Raw genomic sequence first — 13,794 nt, 5'->3', positions numbered from 1 at the left:
TCCTACTCGTTACCCGCAGGGGCGGCGCCCGTCCCGGGCAGGTTCTGGTTGCGGTCGTACTCGGAGCCCAGCTGACCCGTGAATCCCTGGGCGCGCAGGCTCTGGATGTGAGCGTCGTACTCCGACTGCGGCACGATCTTCACATTGAAGAGCATCGCCGAGTGGTACTCGCCACAGAGCTCGGCGCACTTGCCGACGAAGGTGCCCGTGCGGTTCGTGGTCGAGAAGTACAGGTAGTTCGTCTTGCCCGGGATGACGTCCTTCTTGTACAGCATCGCGGGGACCCAGAAGGAGTGGATCACGTCGCGCGAGTCGAGCTGGATCGTGATCGTCTTGTTCTCGGGCAGGTACAGGGTCGGGATCTTGCCCTCCTGGACCGCGCCCTGGGTGGCGCTGTTGTCGTCCGGCTGGACCTGGACGCCCGGGTCGTAGACGTTGTCGGTCACGTAGTTGAAGTCCCACGCCCACTGCTTGGCGTACACCTGGATCTTGAGGTCCGGGTTCGCGTACGGCTTCTCGATCGCCGCCTGGTCGCGGGCGGTGAAGGCGAAGAAGCCGAGGACCAGGATGAGGGGCACGATCGTGTAGAAGATCTCGATCGGCATGTTGTAGCGCAGCTGCGACGGAAGGCCGGTCTGCCCCTTGCGCCGGCGGTAGACGATGACCGCCCACAGGATCAGGCCCCACACGATGATGCCGACGATCAGGAGCACGATCCAGCTGGTCACCCACAGGCCGCTGATGCGGTCGGTGTGGTTCGTGACGGGCGGCTGACCCTCCACGAAGCCCGGGAGGAATCCGTGCAGCTGAGCCTGCGTGCAGCCCGCAAGCGCCACGACGAGCGTCGCAGCGATCGGGATGGCAGCCCATCGGAGACGGCGATTGTGACGCACCGGTGACCTTTCGAGTGACTACGGGGACAGTTCACATGCAACTGTATGTGGCTGCATCCACCCTACTCCGACTGACACCCTGATCCGAACAAAAGGGCCGCCCTGTGGAGGGCGGCCCTGAGTGTTCTCGTGTGCTATGGAACTCAGTGGAAGGAGTCTCCGCAGGCGCAGGAACCGGTCGCGTTCGGGTTGTCGATCGTGAAGCCCTGCTTCTGGATGGTGTCCTCGAAGTCGATCGTCGCGCCGTCCAGGTACGGGACGCTCATCTTGTCGACGATGACCTCCACACCGTCGAAATCGACGGTCGCATCCCCGTCGAGCATCCGCTCGTCGAAGTACAGCTGGTAGATCAGACCGGAGCAGCCACCGGGCTGGACGGCGACGCGCAGACGCAGGTCGTCGCGGCCTTCCTGCTCGAGCAGGCTCTTGACCTTGGATGCCGCGGTGTCGGTCAGGCCGACTCCGTGGGCCTTGGTCGCGGTCAGCGTCGTGTCGGACATCGGGCTCCTCACAAAGGATGATTCAGGCTTCGGAAACGAAATCTGCGTCGATTGTACGTCGCTCGGCTGCGATTTCCGCGACCGCCGCCGATCCGCTCAGGATTCTCTCGCGTTCAGCCGCGTGAGAAGCAGCGCCTCGGCGAGCACGGCACGCTTGAACACCCCGAGGTGGAGGGACTCGTTCGGGCTGTGCGCACGGGTGTCGGGGTCCTCGACGCCGGTCACCAGGATCTGGGCCTCGGGGAACTCCCGCACCAGATCGGCGATGAACGGGATGGAGCCGCCGATGCCGGTCTCGACCGCCTCCGCGCCCCAGGCGTCGGTCATGGCGCGCTTCGCCTCGCTCGCGGCCCAGCCCGCGGTGTCGACCAGGAACGGGTCGCCGAGGTCGACGTCGTCGATGGCGATGACCGCCCCGAACGGAGCGTGCGCCCGCAGGTGGCGCTCGAGCGCCTCGTAGGCCTCGCGGGCCGGCTGCCCCGGCGCGACACGGGAGCTGATCCGGACGGACACGCTCGGCAGGAGGGTGTTGGAGGCGTTGGCCACGCTGGGGGCGTCGATGCCGGTGACCGTGATGGTCGGCTGCGACCACATCCGCGACAGGATCGGGCCCCGCCCGATGCTCCGGACTCCGGGAAGGAAGGCGGCGTCCTCCGCCAGCTCCTCCTCGCTGAACGCGGGTGGCTCGGCGGCCCCCGTGTACGACCGCAGACCCTCGACGGCCACGGCGCCGTCGTCGTCGTGGAGCGTCGCGAGCAGTCTCGCCGCCGCGAGCATCGCATCCGGAGCAGCACCTCCGTACATCCCGGAGTGGGAGGCGTGCCCGAGCGTCGAGACGGTGAGCCGGAACGTCACGTTGCCGCGCAGCGAGACCGTGAGCGCCGGCGTGTCCACGTCGACGTTGTCGGAGTCGGCGACGACGATCACGTCCGCCGCCAGCGCGGCGGAGTTCTGCTGGAGGAAGTTCGAGAAGGAGCGCGAGCCGAACTCCTCCTCGCCCTCGATGAAGACGGCGAGGCCGAGATCGAGGTCGTCGCCCAGAGCCTCATGCAGGGCGCGAACGGTGGCCACGTGCGACATCACGCCCGCCTTGTCGTCGGCGGCGCCCCGGCCGTACAGCCGGTCGCCGCGGACGGTCGGCTCGAACGGCGGCGTCTCCCAGTCCGCCGCGTCGCCCTCGGGCTGCACATCGTGGTGGGCGTAGAGCAGGACCGTGGGTCGTCCGTTCCGCGCAGCGCGCGTCGCGAGCACGGCCGGCTGGCCCAGGCTCTCCGCCCCGCCGTCGTCGCCCCGCGACGGGATCGGCGCCTGCTTCACCTCGACGCGGTCGAAGACGCCCGTCTCCGTCAGCAGGGCGGCCACCGCATCCGCACTCCGGCGCACGTTCGCCGGGTCGAACGCCGACCACGACACCGAGGGGATGCGGACCAGCTGCGCGAGGTCCGCGATCGCCGACGGCAGCCCGGCGTGGACTGCGGCGCGGACCTCCTGCTCGACGCCGTCCGGGGAATCGGGCGCGGCCGTGTCGTGGGTCGCGGAAACGGGGGTCAGCTGGCTCTCTGTCATGCGGGTAATCTTAAGCGGACCCCACAACCGAAGGCTCGAAGTTGGCGAAACGACAGAACCCGGCGAGCGACGCGGAAACGCCCGCAGCCGAGACCCCCGAAGAGACGGCTGCCCGGCTGAAGCAGGGCAAGGGGGCGCCGACGCCCTCCCGCCGCGAGCAGGAGGCTGCACGCAAGCGCCCGCTCGTCCCCACCGACCGCAAGGAGGCGGCCCGGATGGCGCGCCAGCGGCAGGCGGAGGCGCGCGAGAAGGCCCGCGTGGGCATGGCCGCCGGGGATGACCGCTATCTGACGGCCCGCGACCGCGGCCCGCAGCGCCGCTACGTCCGCGACTACGTGGACGCGCGCTTCTCGATCGGCGAGTTCCTCATCCCGATCATGCTGCTGGTGATCGTGCTGACCTTCCTGCCGTCCCCGCTCCTGCAGGCGTACGGCCTGTTCGCCCTCTGGGGGTTCTTCCTGATCGCGGTGATCGACTGCATCGTCCTCGGCTTCCTGGTGCGCAAGCGCATCGCCGCGAAGTTCGGGGAGAGCAAGGTCGAGCGCGGACTGCGCTGGTACGCCGCGATGCGCGCCCTGCAGCTGCGCGTGATGCGCCTGCCCAAGCCGCAGGTCAAGCGCGGCCGGTTCCCCAGCTGACGTGGCGATCATCGCGGCGGCCGACGGCTCCGCCCTCGGCAACCCCGGCCCGTCCGGCTGGGCCTGGTACGTGGACGACGCCCACTGGTCGGCCGGCGGCTGGCCGCACGGCACCAACAACCAGGGCGAGCTCATGGCGGTCATCGACCTGCTCGAGGCCACGGCCCACCTGGACGACGACCTCCACATCTACTGCGACAGCCAGTACGTGATCAACGCGGTCACGAAGTGGATGCCCGGCTGGAAGCGCAAAGGCTGGCGCAAGGCGGACGGCGCCCCCGTGCTGAACCGTGAGCTCCTCGAGCGCCTGGACCGCGCACTGCAGGGCCGCCGCTTCACGTTCGAGTGGGTGAAGGGACACGCCGGCCACGAGCTGAACGAGGCCGCAGACGTGCGCGCCCGTGCCGTGGCCACCGCCTATCAGCTGGGCGACCCGATCCCGATCGGCCCGGGGTGGCCCGGGACCGCGGCCGCGGCTGCGACGGCGGAGCCGGCGCCGGCGCCGGAACCGCAGCCGGACCTGGAGCCCGCCCTGCTGCCGACGCGATCCGGAGGCACGACGGCGACCGCGACGGACGACGACGCCCTCGAGTTCGACCTCTTCGACGGCCTTCCGCCCGAGGAGACGGACGAGGAAGCCGTCGCCCGGCTGGAGCGCGAACTGCTCGAACCCGGCGTGCGCTCCGACGCTTCGCGACTCGCCGCGCTGCTGCATCCCTCCTTCGAGGAGATCGGCCGCTCGGGCCGGGTGTGGGGCCGCGACGCCCTCATCTCCGAGCTCGCGGACGAGGACTCCCCCGCCGGCGAACTCGACGTCCTCGGCATCGACCGGGTCGCTCCCGATGCGCTGCTCCTCACGACGCGGACCGTGGATGCGCGGGGCGCGACACTGCGCAGCTCCCTCTGGGTGCGCAGCTCGGGACGCTGGCGCCTACGCTTCCACCAGGGCACTCCGGAGGCGTAGCAGCCCCCGGTTGATCTGCCGCGCCCACAGCGGGCCGCGGTAGAGGAACGCGGTGTAGCCCTGCACCAGGGTGGCACCCGCATCCAGTCGTTCCTGCACATCCTCTGCCGTGTCGACACCGCCTACGGAGATCACGCAGAGCTCCGGCGGGACGACCGCCCGGATCAGCCGCAGCACCTCGAGCGAGCGAGCGGCGAGCGGCGTGCCGCTCAGGCCTCCTGCTCCCGCTGCCTCGACGACTGCCGGGTCGGTGCGCAGACCCTCCCGGGCGATGGTGGTGTTGGTGGCGATGATGCCGGCGAGACCGAGCTCGACCGTGAGCCGAGCGATCCTCTCGACCTGGTCGTCGGTGAGGTCCGGGGCGATCTTCACCAGGAGCGGCGTATCGCCGGCGACCTCCTTCACGGCGGTCAGGAGCGGTGCGAGCAGTTCGAGCTCCTGCAGGCCGCGGAGCCCCGGCGTGTTGGGAGAGCTGACGTTCACGACGAGGTAGTCGGCGACCGGTGCGAGGGCCCGCGCGCTGGTGAGGTAGTCGGCCGTGGCATCCTCGACGGCGACCACCCGCGACTTGCCGATGTTGACGCCGAGGACGGGACGCCGCCGGGCGCGGCGCACCCGCAGCAGCTGGTTGGCGGCACATCCTGCGCCGTTGTTGTTGAAGCCCATCCGGTTGATGACGGCGCCGTCCGGGATGAGGCGGAACAGCCGCGGCTTCTCGTTTCCGGGCTGCGGGCGTGCGGTGACCGTGCCGACCTCGACGTGGCCGAAGCCGAGCGCGCCGAGGCCGAGAACGGCCTCGCCGTCCTTGTCGAAGCCCGCCGCCACACCGAACGGGGAGGCGAACCGCAGTCCGAGCGCCTCCACCGCCAGCGAGGGGTCGGGCGCGGTGTACCGGCGGGCGAGACCGCCGAGGCCCAGGGCCGGGAGGGCGCGGATCACCAGGAACGCGAGATGGTGGGCCCGCTCGGGGTCGAGCCGGGACAGGATGAGGTCGAACAGTACGCGATACATGCCTGTTCGAGAATACCCGTTAGGGCACATCCACCGTTTCCGCACGGTGCGCGAGGCGCAGCGAGCGGATCGCCTCCTCGAAGTCGTCGAGGGAGTCGAACGCCTGGTAGACGCTCGCGAAGCGCAGGTAGGCGACCTCGTCCAGCTCCCGCAGCTCCGGGAGGATCGCCAGCCCCACGTCGTTGGCCTCGATCTGCGACGCGCCGGTGGACCGGATGGTCTCCTCCACCTTCTGCGCCAGCACCGCCAGGTCGGAGTCGGTCACCGGCCGGCCCTGGCAGGCCTTCCGCACGCCGAGGACGATCTTCTCGCGGCTGAACGGTTCGGCCACGCCGCTGCGCTTGATCACGCTCAGACTCGCCGTCTCGGTGGTCGAAAAGCGGCGGCCGCATTCCGGGCACTGCCGCCGGCGGCGGATGGAGAGCCCGTCGTCGCTGGTCCGCGAGTCGATGACGCGGGAATCCGGGTGGCGGCAGAAGGGGCAGAACATGGAGGAATTCTACCGCCCGGAGTCGGCCGGACCGCCCGGGCGGAAGCGCGCGGTGACCGCTTCGCCGTGCGCAGGGAGGTCCTCGGCTGCCGAGAGCGCGACGATGCGGTCGGCGACCTCGCGCAGCGCATCCCGGTCGTAGCTCACGACCTGCTGCGGCCGCAGGAACGAGTAGGCGCCGAGGCCGGGCGAGAAGCGGGCCTGGCCGCCGGTCGGGAGCACGTGGTTGGAGCCGGCGAGGTAGTCCCCCAGGCTGACGGGCGACGTGGCCCCGAGGAAGATGGCGCCGGCATTGTGGATGGACGCGAGCAGCGCCTCCGGATCCGCCGTCTGCAGCTCGAGGTGCTCCGGTCCGTAGGCGTCGCTGAAGGCGGCGGCCGCCGCCAGGTCGTCGACCAGGACGATCGCCGACTGCGGGCCGCCCAGCGCGGTCCGGACGCGCTCGGCGTGCTTCGTGGCGTCTGCCTGCCGGCCGAGCTCGGCGACCACCCGATCCGCGAACGCCGGACTGTCGGTGACGAGCAGGGAGGCGGCCGCCTCGTCGTGCTCCGCCTGGCTCACCAGGTCGGCAGCGACGTAGCCGGCATCCGCCGCATCGTCGGCGATGACCAGGATCTCGGTCGTTCCCGCTTCCGAGTCGATGCCGGCCTGGCCGCGCACGACGCGCTTGGCCGCGGCGACGTAGACGTTGCCCGGTCCGGTGATGACCTGGACCGGCTCCAGACCCAGCTCTTCGACGCCGTACGCGAGCGCGCCGATCGCGCCGGCGCCTCCCATCGCGTACACCTCGTCGATGCCCAGCAGCCCGGCGGCGCCCAGAATGGCGGGGTGGACCGCGCCTCCGAACCGCCTCTGCGGCGGACTGGCGAGAGCGACGGAAGCGACGCCCGCGACCTGGGCCGGAACGGCGTTCATCACCACGCTCGACGGATACGCCGCCTTGCCGCCGGGGACGTAGAGCCCGGCGCGCTCGACCGGCTGCCAGCGCTGGACGATGGTCGCGCCCGGGCGGATGGCGGTCTCGGCGGCGGGCGGGACCTGTGCGGCCGTCGCCTCGCGGACGCGTGCGATCGCCTCCTCCAGGGCCTCGCGGACCTCGGCGGGGAGCGCCTGCACGGCCGCGTCGATCTCGGACTGCGGCACGCGCACGGACGCGGGAGCCCCGCCGTCGAAGCGCTCGGCCTGCTCGGTCAGCGCCGCGAGGCCGCGCCGCCGGACATCGTCGATCAGCTCGGTGGCGATGGACATCGCGGCGTGCACGTCGACGACCGGACGAGGAACCAGGCGCTGGAAGGCGGCGCGAGTAGGCTGGACACCGCGGAGGTCGATGGTCTGGATCATGGCCCGACCAGCCTAACGGTTCGCGCCGGTCATCCCCCGCGCGGAATGGTCCCGACAGATTCGAGCTTGTACCCACAGTATGAACAGTGCATCCCCCGACCCCACCGACGGCACCGTCAGCGACGCGACTCCCGACCTCGCGGCCTTCCGGCAGACGTTCCGCCGTCACGCTGCCGGGGTGGCGCTGATCACGGCACAGACCTCCGACGGCACTCCGGTCGGCTTCACGGCCACCTCCCTGGCATCGCTCGCCGCCGTGCCGCCCCTCGCCACCTTCAACATGTCGCTGTCGGCGTCGAGCTGGCCCGCGATCGCGGAGACCGACCGGGTCGTCATCCACACCCTCGGTGTGCGGAACCGCGATGTGGCGCAGATCCTCTCGGGGGACAACCGGCGGCGCTTCCTCGGCGACCACTGGTACCGCGGCCCGCACGGACTGCCCGTGATCAAGGACACGACCGCGTGGATGGTCGGACGCATCCTCGAACGCACCGAGGTGCACAACAGCGCTGTCGTGATCGTGCAGATCGAGGAGGGCGGCCTCGGCGAGGACGACGCTCCGCTCGTCTACCACGAACGCACCTACTGGCGCCCCGGCACCCCCGTCTGACCCGGCCCCGCCGCCCGCCGCCGTCCGCTGCCCGAGCCCGCCGCCCCAGCTGTCGCCCCCCAGCCCGCCGCCCGCCGCCTCCGCTCTCGCCCCCTCACGCTGCGCCACTGTCCCCCCTCCCGCTCTCCCCCTCCCGCTCTCCCCCTCCCGCTCTCCCCCTCCCGCTCTGCCGCCCTCACGCCCTCCCCGAAGTGCTCGTTGTTGCAGCCCCAGACGGCGTGTCGGGTGCAACAACGAGCACCTCGCCGGAATGAGCACCCTGGCGGATGCAACAACGAGCACCTCGCGGGAACGAGCCCCTCGGCGGAATGAGCACCTTGGGGCAGGCGGGCCCCGTACGCGCAACTACGAGCACCTCGGCGGGAGGAGCACGTCCCCCTCGCCCCGACCTTCCGCCGAGGTGCTCGTTGTTGCAGCCCCAGACGGCGTGTCGTGTGCAACTACGAGCACCTCGGCGGATGGCGGAGGGTGGAGGCGGGGGGGTGGAGGCGGGGGTGGAGGGGAGGAGGCGGGGGGCGGAGGGGGCGGGAGGGGCGGCGTCAGACGAGGCAGTTGGGGCCGAGCAGGCCCTTCAGCTCTCCGTAGAGGTCCGCGCTGACGGTGACCGGCCGGGGAACCTCGAACACCCGCGCGACGTGACCCTTCACCAGCCGCAGGCGCACCTCGCTCTCGCCGGGGTGACGACCGAGGACCTCGTTCAGGGACAGAACGGTGTCGGTGGTCGCGCGCTGGTCCGGCATCGTGATCACGAGCGGCCCGGAGTCGTTCGCCTGGCCCACGTCGGGCGTCATCAGCGAGAACGCGTGCAGGTTCATCCCGTCGTCGCGCAGGCTCACCCGGCCCCGGACGACGACGATCGCGTCTCCCACCAGCTGCGGAGAGTACTCCTGGTACGCCTTGCCCATGAACATGACGGTCAACTCGCCGCCGAAGTCCTCGACCTGGATCATCCCGTACTGGTTGCCGGATGCCTTCGCCACGCGGTGCTGCACGCTCGTCACGAGGCCCGCGATCGTGACGGTCTCGCCGTCCTGGATGCTCTCGGAGCCCACCAGCTCGGCGATCGACGTACTGGCGAGCTTGGCCAGCTGCAGCTCGAGGCCCGCGAGGGGATGGTCGGAGACGTAGAGTCCGAGCATCTCGCGCTCGAACGCCAGCTTGTCGCGCTTCGCCCATTCCGGACGCTGCGGGATGTGGTGCTGCGTCTGCGTCGCCTCGTCCTCGCCCCACAGGCTGTCGAAGTCGAACCCGACATCGCCGTTCGCCTCGTTGCGCTTGATCTTGACGGCCGACTCGACCGCATCCTCGTGCACCTCGATCAGCGCACGACGGGTGTGGCCGAGCGAGTCGAATGCGCCCGCCTTGATGAGCGACTCGACCGTCCGCTTGTTCGCGGCGTGGATCGGCACCTTGTTCAGGAAGTCGTGGAACGTCTCGAAGCGGCCCTTGCTCTCGCGCGCCTCCCGGACCCCCTCCACGACGTTCGCCCCGACGTTGCGGACCGCGCCCATCCCGAAGCGGATGTCCTCGCCGACGGCGGCGAAGTACAGGTTGGATTCGTTGACGTCCGGCGGCAGCACCTTGATGCCCATGCGGCGGCACTCGTTGAGGTAGAGGGCCATCTTGTCCTTGGAGTCGCCGACGCTGGTCAGCAGCGCCGCCATGTACTCCGCGGGGTAGTGCGCCTTCAGGTAGGCCGTCCAGTACGAGATGACGCCGTAGGCGGCCGAGTGCGCTTTGTTGAACGCGTAGTCGGAGAACGGGAGCAGGATCTCCCAGAGCTTGTTGACCGCATCCATCGAGTAGCCGTTGGCCTGCATGCCCTGCGAGAAGCCCTCGAACTGCTTGTCGAGCTCCGACTTCTTCTTCTTGCCCATCGCGCGGCGCAGGATGTCTGCTTGGCCGAGCGAGAATCCCGCGACCTTCTGCGCGATCGCCATCACCTGCTCCTGGTAGATGATGAGGCCGTAGCTCGTGGAGAGGATCTCGGCGAGCGGCTCGGCGAGCTCCGGGTGGATGGGCGTGATCGCCTGCTGGGCGTTCTTGCGCAGCGCGTAGTTCGTGTGGGAGTTCGCGCCCATGGGGCCCGGCCGGTAGAGCGCGATGAGCGCCGAGATGTCCTCGAAGTTGTCCGGCTTCATGAGCCGCAGCAGCGACCGCATCGGGCCGCCGTCGAGCTGGAACACGCCCAGCGTGTCACCGCGCGAGAGGAGCTCGTAGGCGGGACGGTCGTCGAGCGCGAGCTCTTCGAGGACGAGTTCTTCGCCGCGGTTGTCGCGGATGTTGTCGAGGGCGTCGTTGATGATGGTGAGGTTGCGCAGCCCCAGGAAGTCCATCTTGATGAGTCCGAGGGACTCGCAGGCCGGGTAGTCGAACTGCGTGACGATCTGGCCGTCCTGCTCCCGCTTCATGATCGGGATGATGTCGATCAGCGGGTCGGACGACATGATGACGCCGGCCGCGTGCACGCCCCACTGGCGCTTCAGGTTCTCGAGTCCGAGCGCCGTGTCGAAGACGGTCTTCGCCTCCGGGTCGGTCTCGACGACCGCCCGGATGTCGACCGCCTCTTTGTAGCGCGGGTGGTCTTTGTCGAAGATGCCGGTGAGCGGGATGTCCTTGCCCATCACGGGCGGGGGCATCGCCTTGGTGAGCTTCTCACCCATCGAGAACGGGAAGCCGAGCACACGCCCGGAGTCCTTCAGCGCCTGCTTGGCCTTGATGGTGCCGTACGTGACGATCTGGGCGACGCGCTCCGAACCGTACTTCTCGGTCACGTACTTGATGACCTCGCCGCGGCGGCGGTCGTCGAAGTCGACGTCGAAGTCGGGCATCGAGACGCGGTCGGGGTTGAGGAACCGCTCGAAGATGAGGCCGTGCTGCAGCGGGTCGAGGTCGGTGATCCGCATCGCGTAGGCGGCCATCGAGCCGGCGCCGGAGCCGCGGCCGGGGCCGACGCGGATGCCGTTGCGCTTCGACCAGTTGATGAAGTCGGCGACCACGAGGAAGTAGCCCGGGAATCCCATCTGCGAGATGACGCCGATCTCGTAGTCGGCCTGCTTGCGCACCTCGGGGGTGATGCCGCCCGGGTACCGCTGCTCGAGGCCCCGCTCGACCTCCTTCACGAACCACGTCTGCTCCGTCTCGCCCTCGGGGACGGGGAAGCGCGGCATGTAGTTCGCGGCCGTGTCGAACTGCACGTCGCAGCGCTCGGCGATCGCCAGGGTGTTGTCGCACGCCTCGGGATAGTCGCGGAACAGCTGCCGCATCTGCTCCGGCGTCTTGAGGTAGAACTCGTCGGCGTCGAACTTGAAGCGGTTGGGGTCGTCGAGGGTGGAGCCGGACTGCACGCAGAGCAGGGCGGCGTGACTCTTCGCATCCTCGGCGTGCGTGTAGTGGAGGTCGTTGGTCCCCACCAGCGGCAGGCCCAGATCTTTCGCCAGCCGGATGAGGTCGGACATGATCCGGCGCTCGATGCCGAGGCCGTGGTCCATGATCTCGGCGAAGAAGTTCTCGCGGCCGAAGATGTCGCGGAACTCGGCCGCCGCCTCCCGTGCCGCCTCGTACTGGCCCAGGCGCAGGCGCGTCTGGACCTCGCCGGAGGGGCATCCCGTGGTCGCGATGATGCCCTTCGAATACCGGCTGAGCAGGTCGCGGTCCATGCGCGGCTTGAAGTAGTAGCCCTCCATGGAGGCGTACGACGACATCCGGAACAGGTTGTGCATGCCCTCGGTGGTCGCCGCGAGCATCGTCATGTGGGTGTACGCGCCGGAGCCCGAGACGTCGTCGCCGCCGCCGTCGCCCCAGCGGATCCTGGTCTTGTCGGTGCGATGGGTGCCGGGCGTGAGGTACGCCTCGGTGCCGATGATCGGCTTGATGCCCGCATCGACGGCGGTGCGCCAGAAGTCGAACGCGCCGAACATATTGCCGTGGTCGGTGATGGCGACCCCGGGCATCCCCTGCGCCGCCGCCGCCTCAACCAGCGGTTTGACCCGCGCCGCCCCGTCGAGCATCGAGTACTCGCTGTGGACGTGGAGATGTACGAAGGAGTCGCTCATGACCCCTTCAGCGTAAACGGTTCGGCCGACATTTTTCGGCGACCCTCGGCACCGCCGGGGGGAAAGGAGGAGATGTTGCGCGACGCGCCGCGCGGGCGCAGGAAAGGGAGGAGGCGAGGGCCGGAACCGACCGGAATTCCTCCGTTTTCGATGCGCGCCGGCTACGTGCGGAGCACGTCCAGAGCGTGTTGCAGGTCCGCGGGATAGGTCGTCGTGAAGGTGACCCACTCCCCCGTCGCCGGGTGGTCGAAGGACAGCTGGACGGCGTGCAGCCACTGGCGCGAGAGGCCCAGCCGCGCGCTCAGCGCCGGGTCGGCTCCGTACATCGCATCGCCCACGCACGGGTGCCGCTGGGCCGCCATGTGGACGCGGATCTGATGGGTCCGACCGGTCTCCAGATGGATCTCGAGGAGGCTTGCCGAAGGGAACGCCTCGATCGTCTCGTAATGCGTGACGGAGGGCTTCCCGCCCGCGACCACGGCGAACTTCCAGTCGGACCGTGGATGGCGGCCGATCGGCGCGTCGATCGTGCCGGTGAGCGGATCCGGATGGCCCTGCACGACGGCGTGGTAGATCTTCTCCACGGTCCGGTCGTGGAAGGCACGTTTGAGGACCGTGTAGGCGTGCTCCGACTTCGCGACGACCATGAGGCCGCTCGTGCCGGCGTCGAGGCGGTGGACGATGCCCGCGCGCTCGGCGGCGCCCGAGGTGGAGATCCGGAAGCCCGCGGCGGCCAGCGCGCCCAGCACCGTCGGGCCCTCCCAGCCGACCGAGGGATGGGCGGCCACGCCGACGGGCTTGTCGATCACCACGATGTCGTCGTCATCGTGCACGATCGTGAGCTCGGGGACGGCGATGGGGACGACCTGCACGTCCGACTTCGGCTGCCACGACACCTCGAGCCACGAGCCGGCCGCGAGGCGGTCGGACTTGCCGGCCTCCCGGCCGTCCACCGTCACGCCGCCCGCCTCGGCGATCTCGGCGGCGAAGCTGCGCGAGAAGCCGAGGAGCTTGGCGAGGCCCGCGTCGACGCGCGAGCCGTCGAGCCCGTCCGGGATCGGGATGCTGCGCGACTCCATCTAGCTCTGAGGTTTGTCGTGCTGATTCGCGATGGGCTGCTTCGGCTCGCCCAACGTCGGCTCGCCTGCGACAGGCCCCCCTGCGACGGGCTCCCCTGCGACCGGGTCACCCGGGACCGACTCGCTCGCCGGGTCACCCGCGACCGACTCGCTCTCCGGGTCGACGTCGCCGTCCGGCGCGTGCCGGCCGTCGAGGCCGACGCCGCGGAGGGTGAGCAGGAGGAACAGCACCATGCTCGACACGATCGCCACGTCGGCGAGGTTGAAGATCGCGGGCAGCACGGGGATCTGCAGGAAGTCGACCACGTGGCCGACGCCGAAGCCGGGTTCGCGGAACAGCCGGTCGGTCAGGTTGCCGAGGAGCCCCCCGAGCAGCAGCCCGAACAGCACCGCCCAGGCCGTCGACCGGATCCGCGGGGCGTACCAGATGACGAACCCGAGGACGCCGACGCCCACGATGGAGAAGATCCATGTGGAGCCGGTGCCGATCGAGAACGCTGCGCCCGCGTTCTTCACGAAGTGGAACTGCAGCAGCTGCCCGAGGACCTGGAACTGCTGACCCTCATAGAGGTTCGCCACCACCAGGAGCTTGGCGGTCTGGTCGACGAGGTACACGCACAGCGCCACCACGCCCAGGATCACCAAGG

General features: G+C 69.8%; 12 protein-coding genes. 3 read left to right on the top strand and 9 right to left on the bottom strand.

All coding sequences use genetic code 11. The annotated features are described in order from the left end of the window. Positions 1–2 precede the first annotated feature (2 nt). The 3 genes from coxB to BM287_RS08880 form a co-directional block, all read right to left on the bottom strand. Positions 3–893 (bottom strand): aa3-type cytochrome oxidase subunit II, encoded by an 891-nt coding sequence (gene coxB / locus BM287_RS08890; RefSeq protein WP_090038594.1) that lies wholly within the window; start codon positions 891–893, stop codon positions 3–5. A 143-nt stretch (positions 894–1,036) separates the two neighbouring features. Next, positions 1,037–1,393, bottom strand: coding sequence for an iron-sulfur cluster insertion protein ErpA (erpA, locus tag BM287_RS08885; RefSeq protein ID WP_090038596.1), 357 nt, complete (start codon positions 1,391–1,393; stop codon positions 1,037–1,039). Between the two features lie 96 nt (positions 1,394–1,489). Continuing rightward, positions 1,490–2,959, bottom strand: coding sequence for a dipeptidase (locus tag BM287_RS08880; protein WP_090038598.1), 1,470 nt, complete (start codon positions 2,957–2,959; stop codon positions 1,490–1,492). A 41-nt stretch (positions 2,960–3,000) separates the two neighbouring features. Between BM287_RS08880 and BM287_RS08875 the strand changes: the two genes are divergently transcribed. Continuing rightward, positions 3,001–3,597, top strand: a complete 597-nt coding sequence (locus tag BM287_RS08875) for a DUF3043 domain-containing protein (protein ID WP_090038601.1) — start codon at positions 3,001–3,003, stop codon at positions 3,595–3,597. A gap of 1 nt (position 3,598) precedes the next feature. Beyond that, positions 3,599–4,561: a ribonuclease HI family protein gene (locus BM287_RS08870; protein ID WP_090038604.1), complete on the top strand. Its 963-nt coding sequence runs from the start codon at positions 3,599–3,601 to the stop codon at positions 4,559–4,561. Here BM287_RS08870 and BM287_RS08865 read toward each other — a convergent pair. Genes BM287_RS08865 through hisD form a run of 3 tightly spaced genes read right to left on the bottom strand, consistent with a single transcriptional unit; the run spans position 4,529 to position 7,403 of the window. Continuing rightward, positions 4,529–5,572, bottom strand: a complete 1,044-nt coding sequence (locus BM287_RS08865) for a quinone-dependent dihydroorotate dehydrogenase (protein WP_090038607.1) — start codon at positions 5,570–5,572, stop codon at positions 4,529–4,531. The two genes, BM287_RS08870 and BM287_RS08865, sit on opposite strands and share 33 nt — an antisense overlap. A 19-nt stretch (positions 5,573–5,591) precedes the next feature. Continuing rightward, positions 5,592–6,062 (bottom strand): transcriptional regulator NrdR, encoded by a 471-nt coding sequence (gene nrdR / locus BM287_RS08860; RefSeq protein WP_090038610.1) that lies wholly within the window; start codon positions 6,060–6,062, stop codon positions 5,592–5,594. Positions 6,063–6,071: 9 nt separating this feature from the next. Then, positions 6,072–7,403, bottom strand: a complete 1,332-nt coding sequence (gene hisD, locus BM287_RS08855) for a histidinol dehydrogenase (RefSeq protein WP_090038612.1) — start codon at positions 7,401–7,403, stop codon at positions 6,072–6,074. Positions 7,404–7,482: 79 nt separating this feature from the next. Here hisD and BM287_RS08850 point away from each other — a divergent pair, with 79 nt between their 5' ends. Then, the gene (locus BM287_RS08850; RefSeq protein WP_090038614.1) at positions 7,483–8,013 is read left to right on the top strand and encodes a flavin reductase family protein; all 531 of its coding nucleotides are present in this window, start codon (positions 7,483–7,485) and stop codon (positions 8,011–8,013) included. A gap of 539 nt (positions 8,014–8,552) precedes the next feature. On the opposite strand, the gene dnaE is transcribed toward BM287_RS08850, so the two are convergent. The 3 genes from dnaE to lspA form a co-directional block, all read right to left on the bottom strand. Next, entirely contained in the window at positions 8,553–12,068 is a 3,516-nt protein-coding gene (gene dnaE / locus BM287_RS08845) for a DNA polymerase III subunit alpha (protein WP_090038616.1), read from the bottom strand. A gap of 161 nt (positions 12,069–12,229) precedes the next feature. Further along, the gene (locus tag BM287_RS08840; protein WP_090038619.1) at positions 12,230–13,147 is read right to left on the bottom strand and encodes an RluA family pseudouridine synthase; all 918 of its coding nucleotides are present in this window, start codon (positions 13,145–13,147) and stop codon (positions 12,230–12,232) included. Beyond that, entirely contained in the window at positions 13,148–13,789 is a 642-nt protein-coding gene (gene lspA, locus BM287_RS08835; RefSeq protein ID WP_244528103.1) for a signal peptidase II, read from the bottom strand. It abuts the gene before it with no gap. Between the last annotated feature and the right edge of the window lie 5 nt (positions 13,790–13,794).

The sequence above is a fragment of the Leifsonia sp. CL147 genome (assembly GCF_900114565.1).
Taxonomy (GTDB): Bacteria; Actinomycetota; Actinomycetes; order Actinomycetales; family Microbacteriaceae; genus Leifsonia.
The sequence above is the reverse complement of the archived record's forward strand: the minus strand, read 5'-3'. Positions and strand labels throughout refer to the sequence as shown.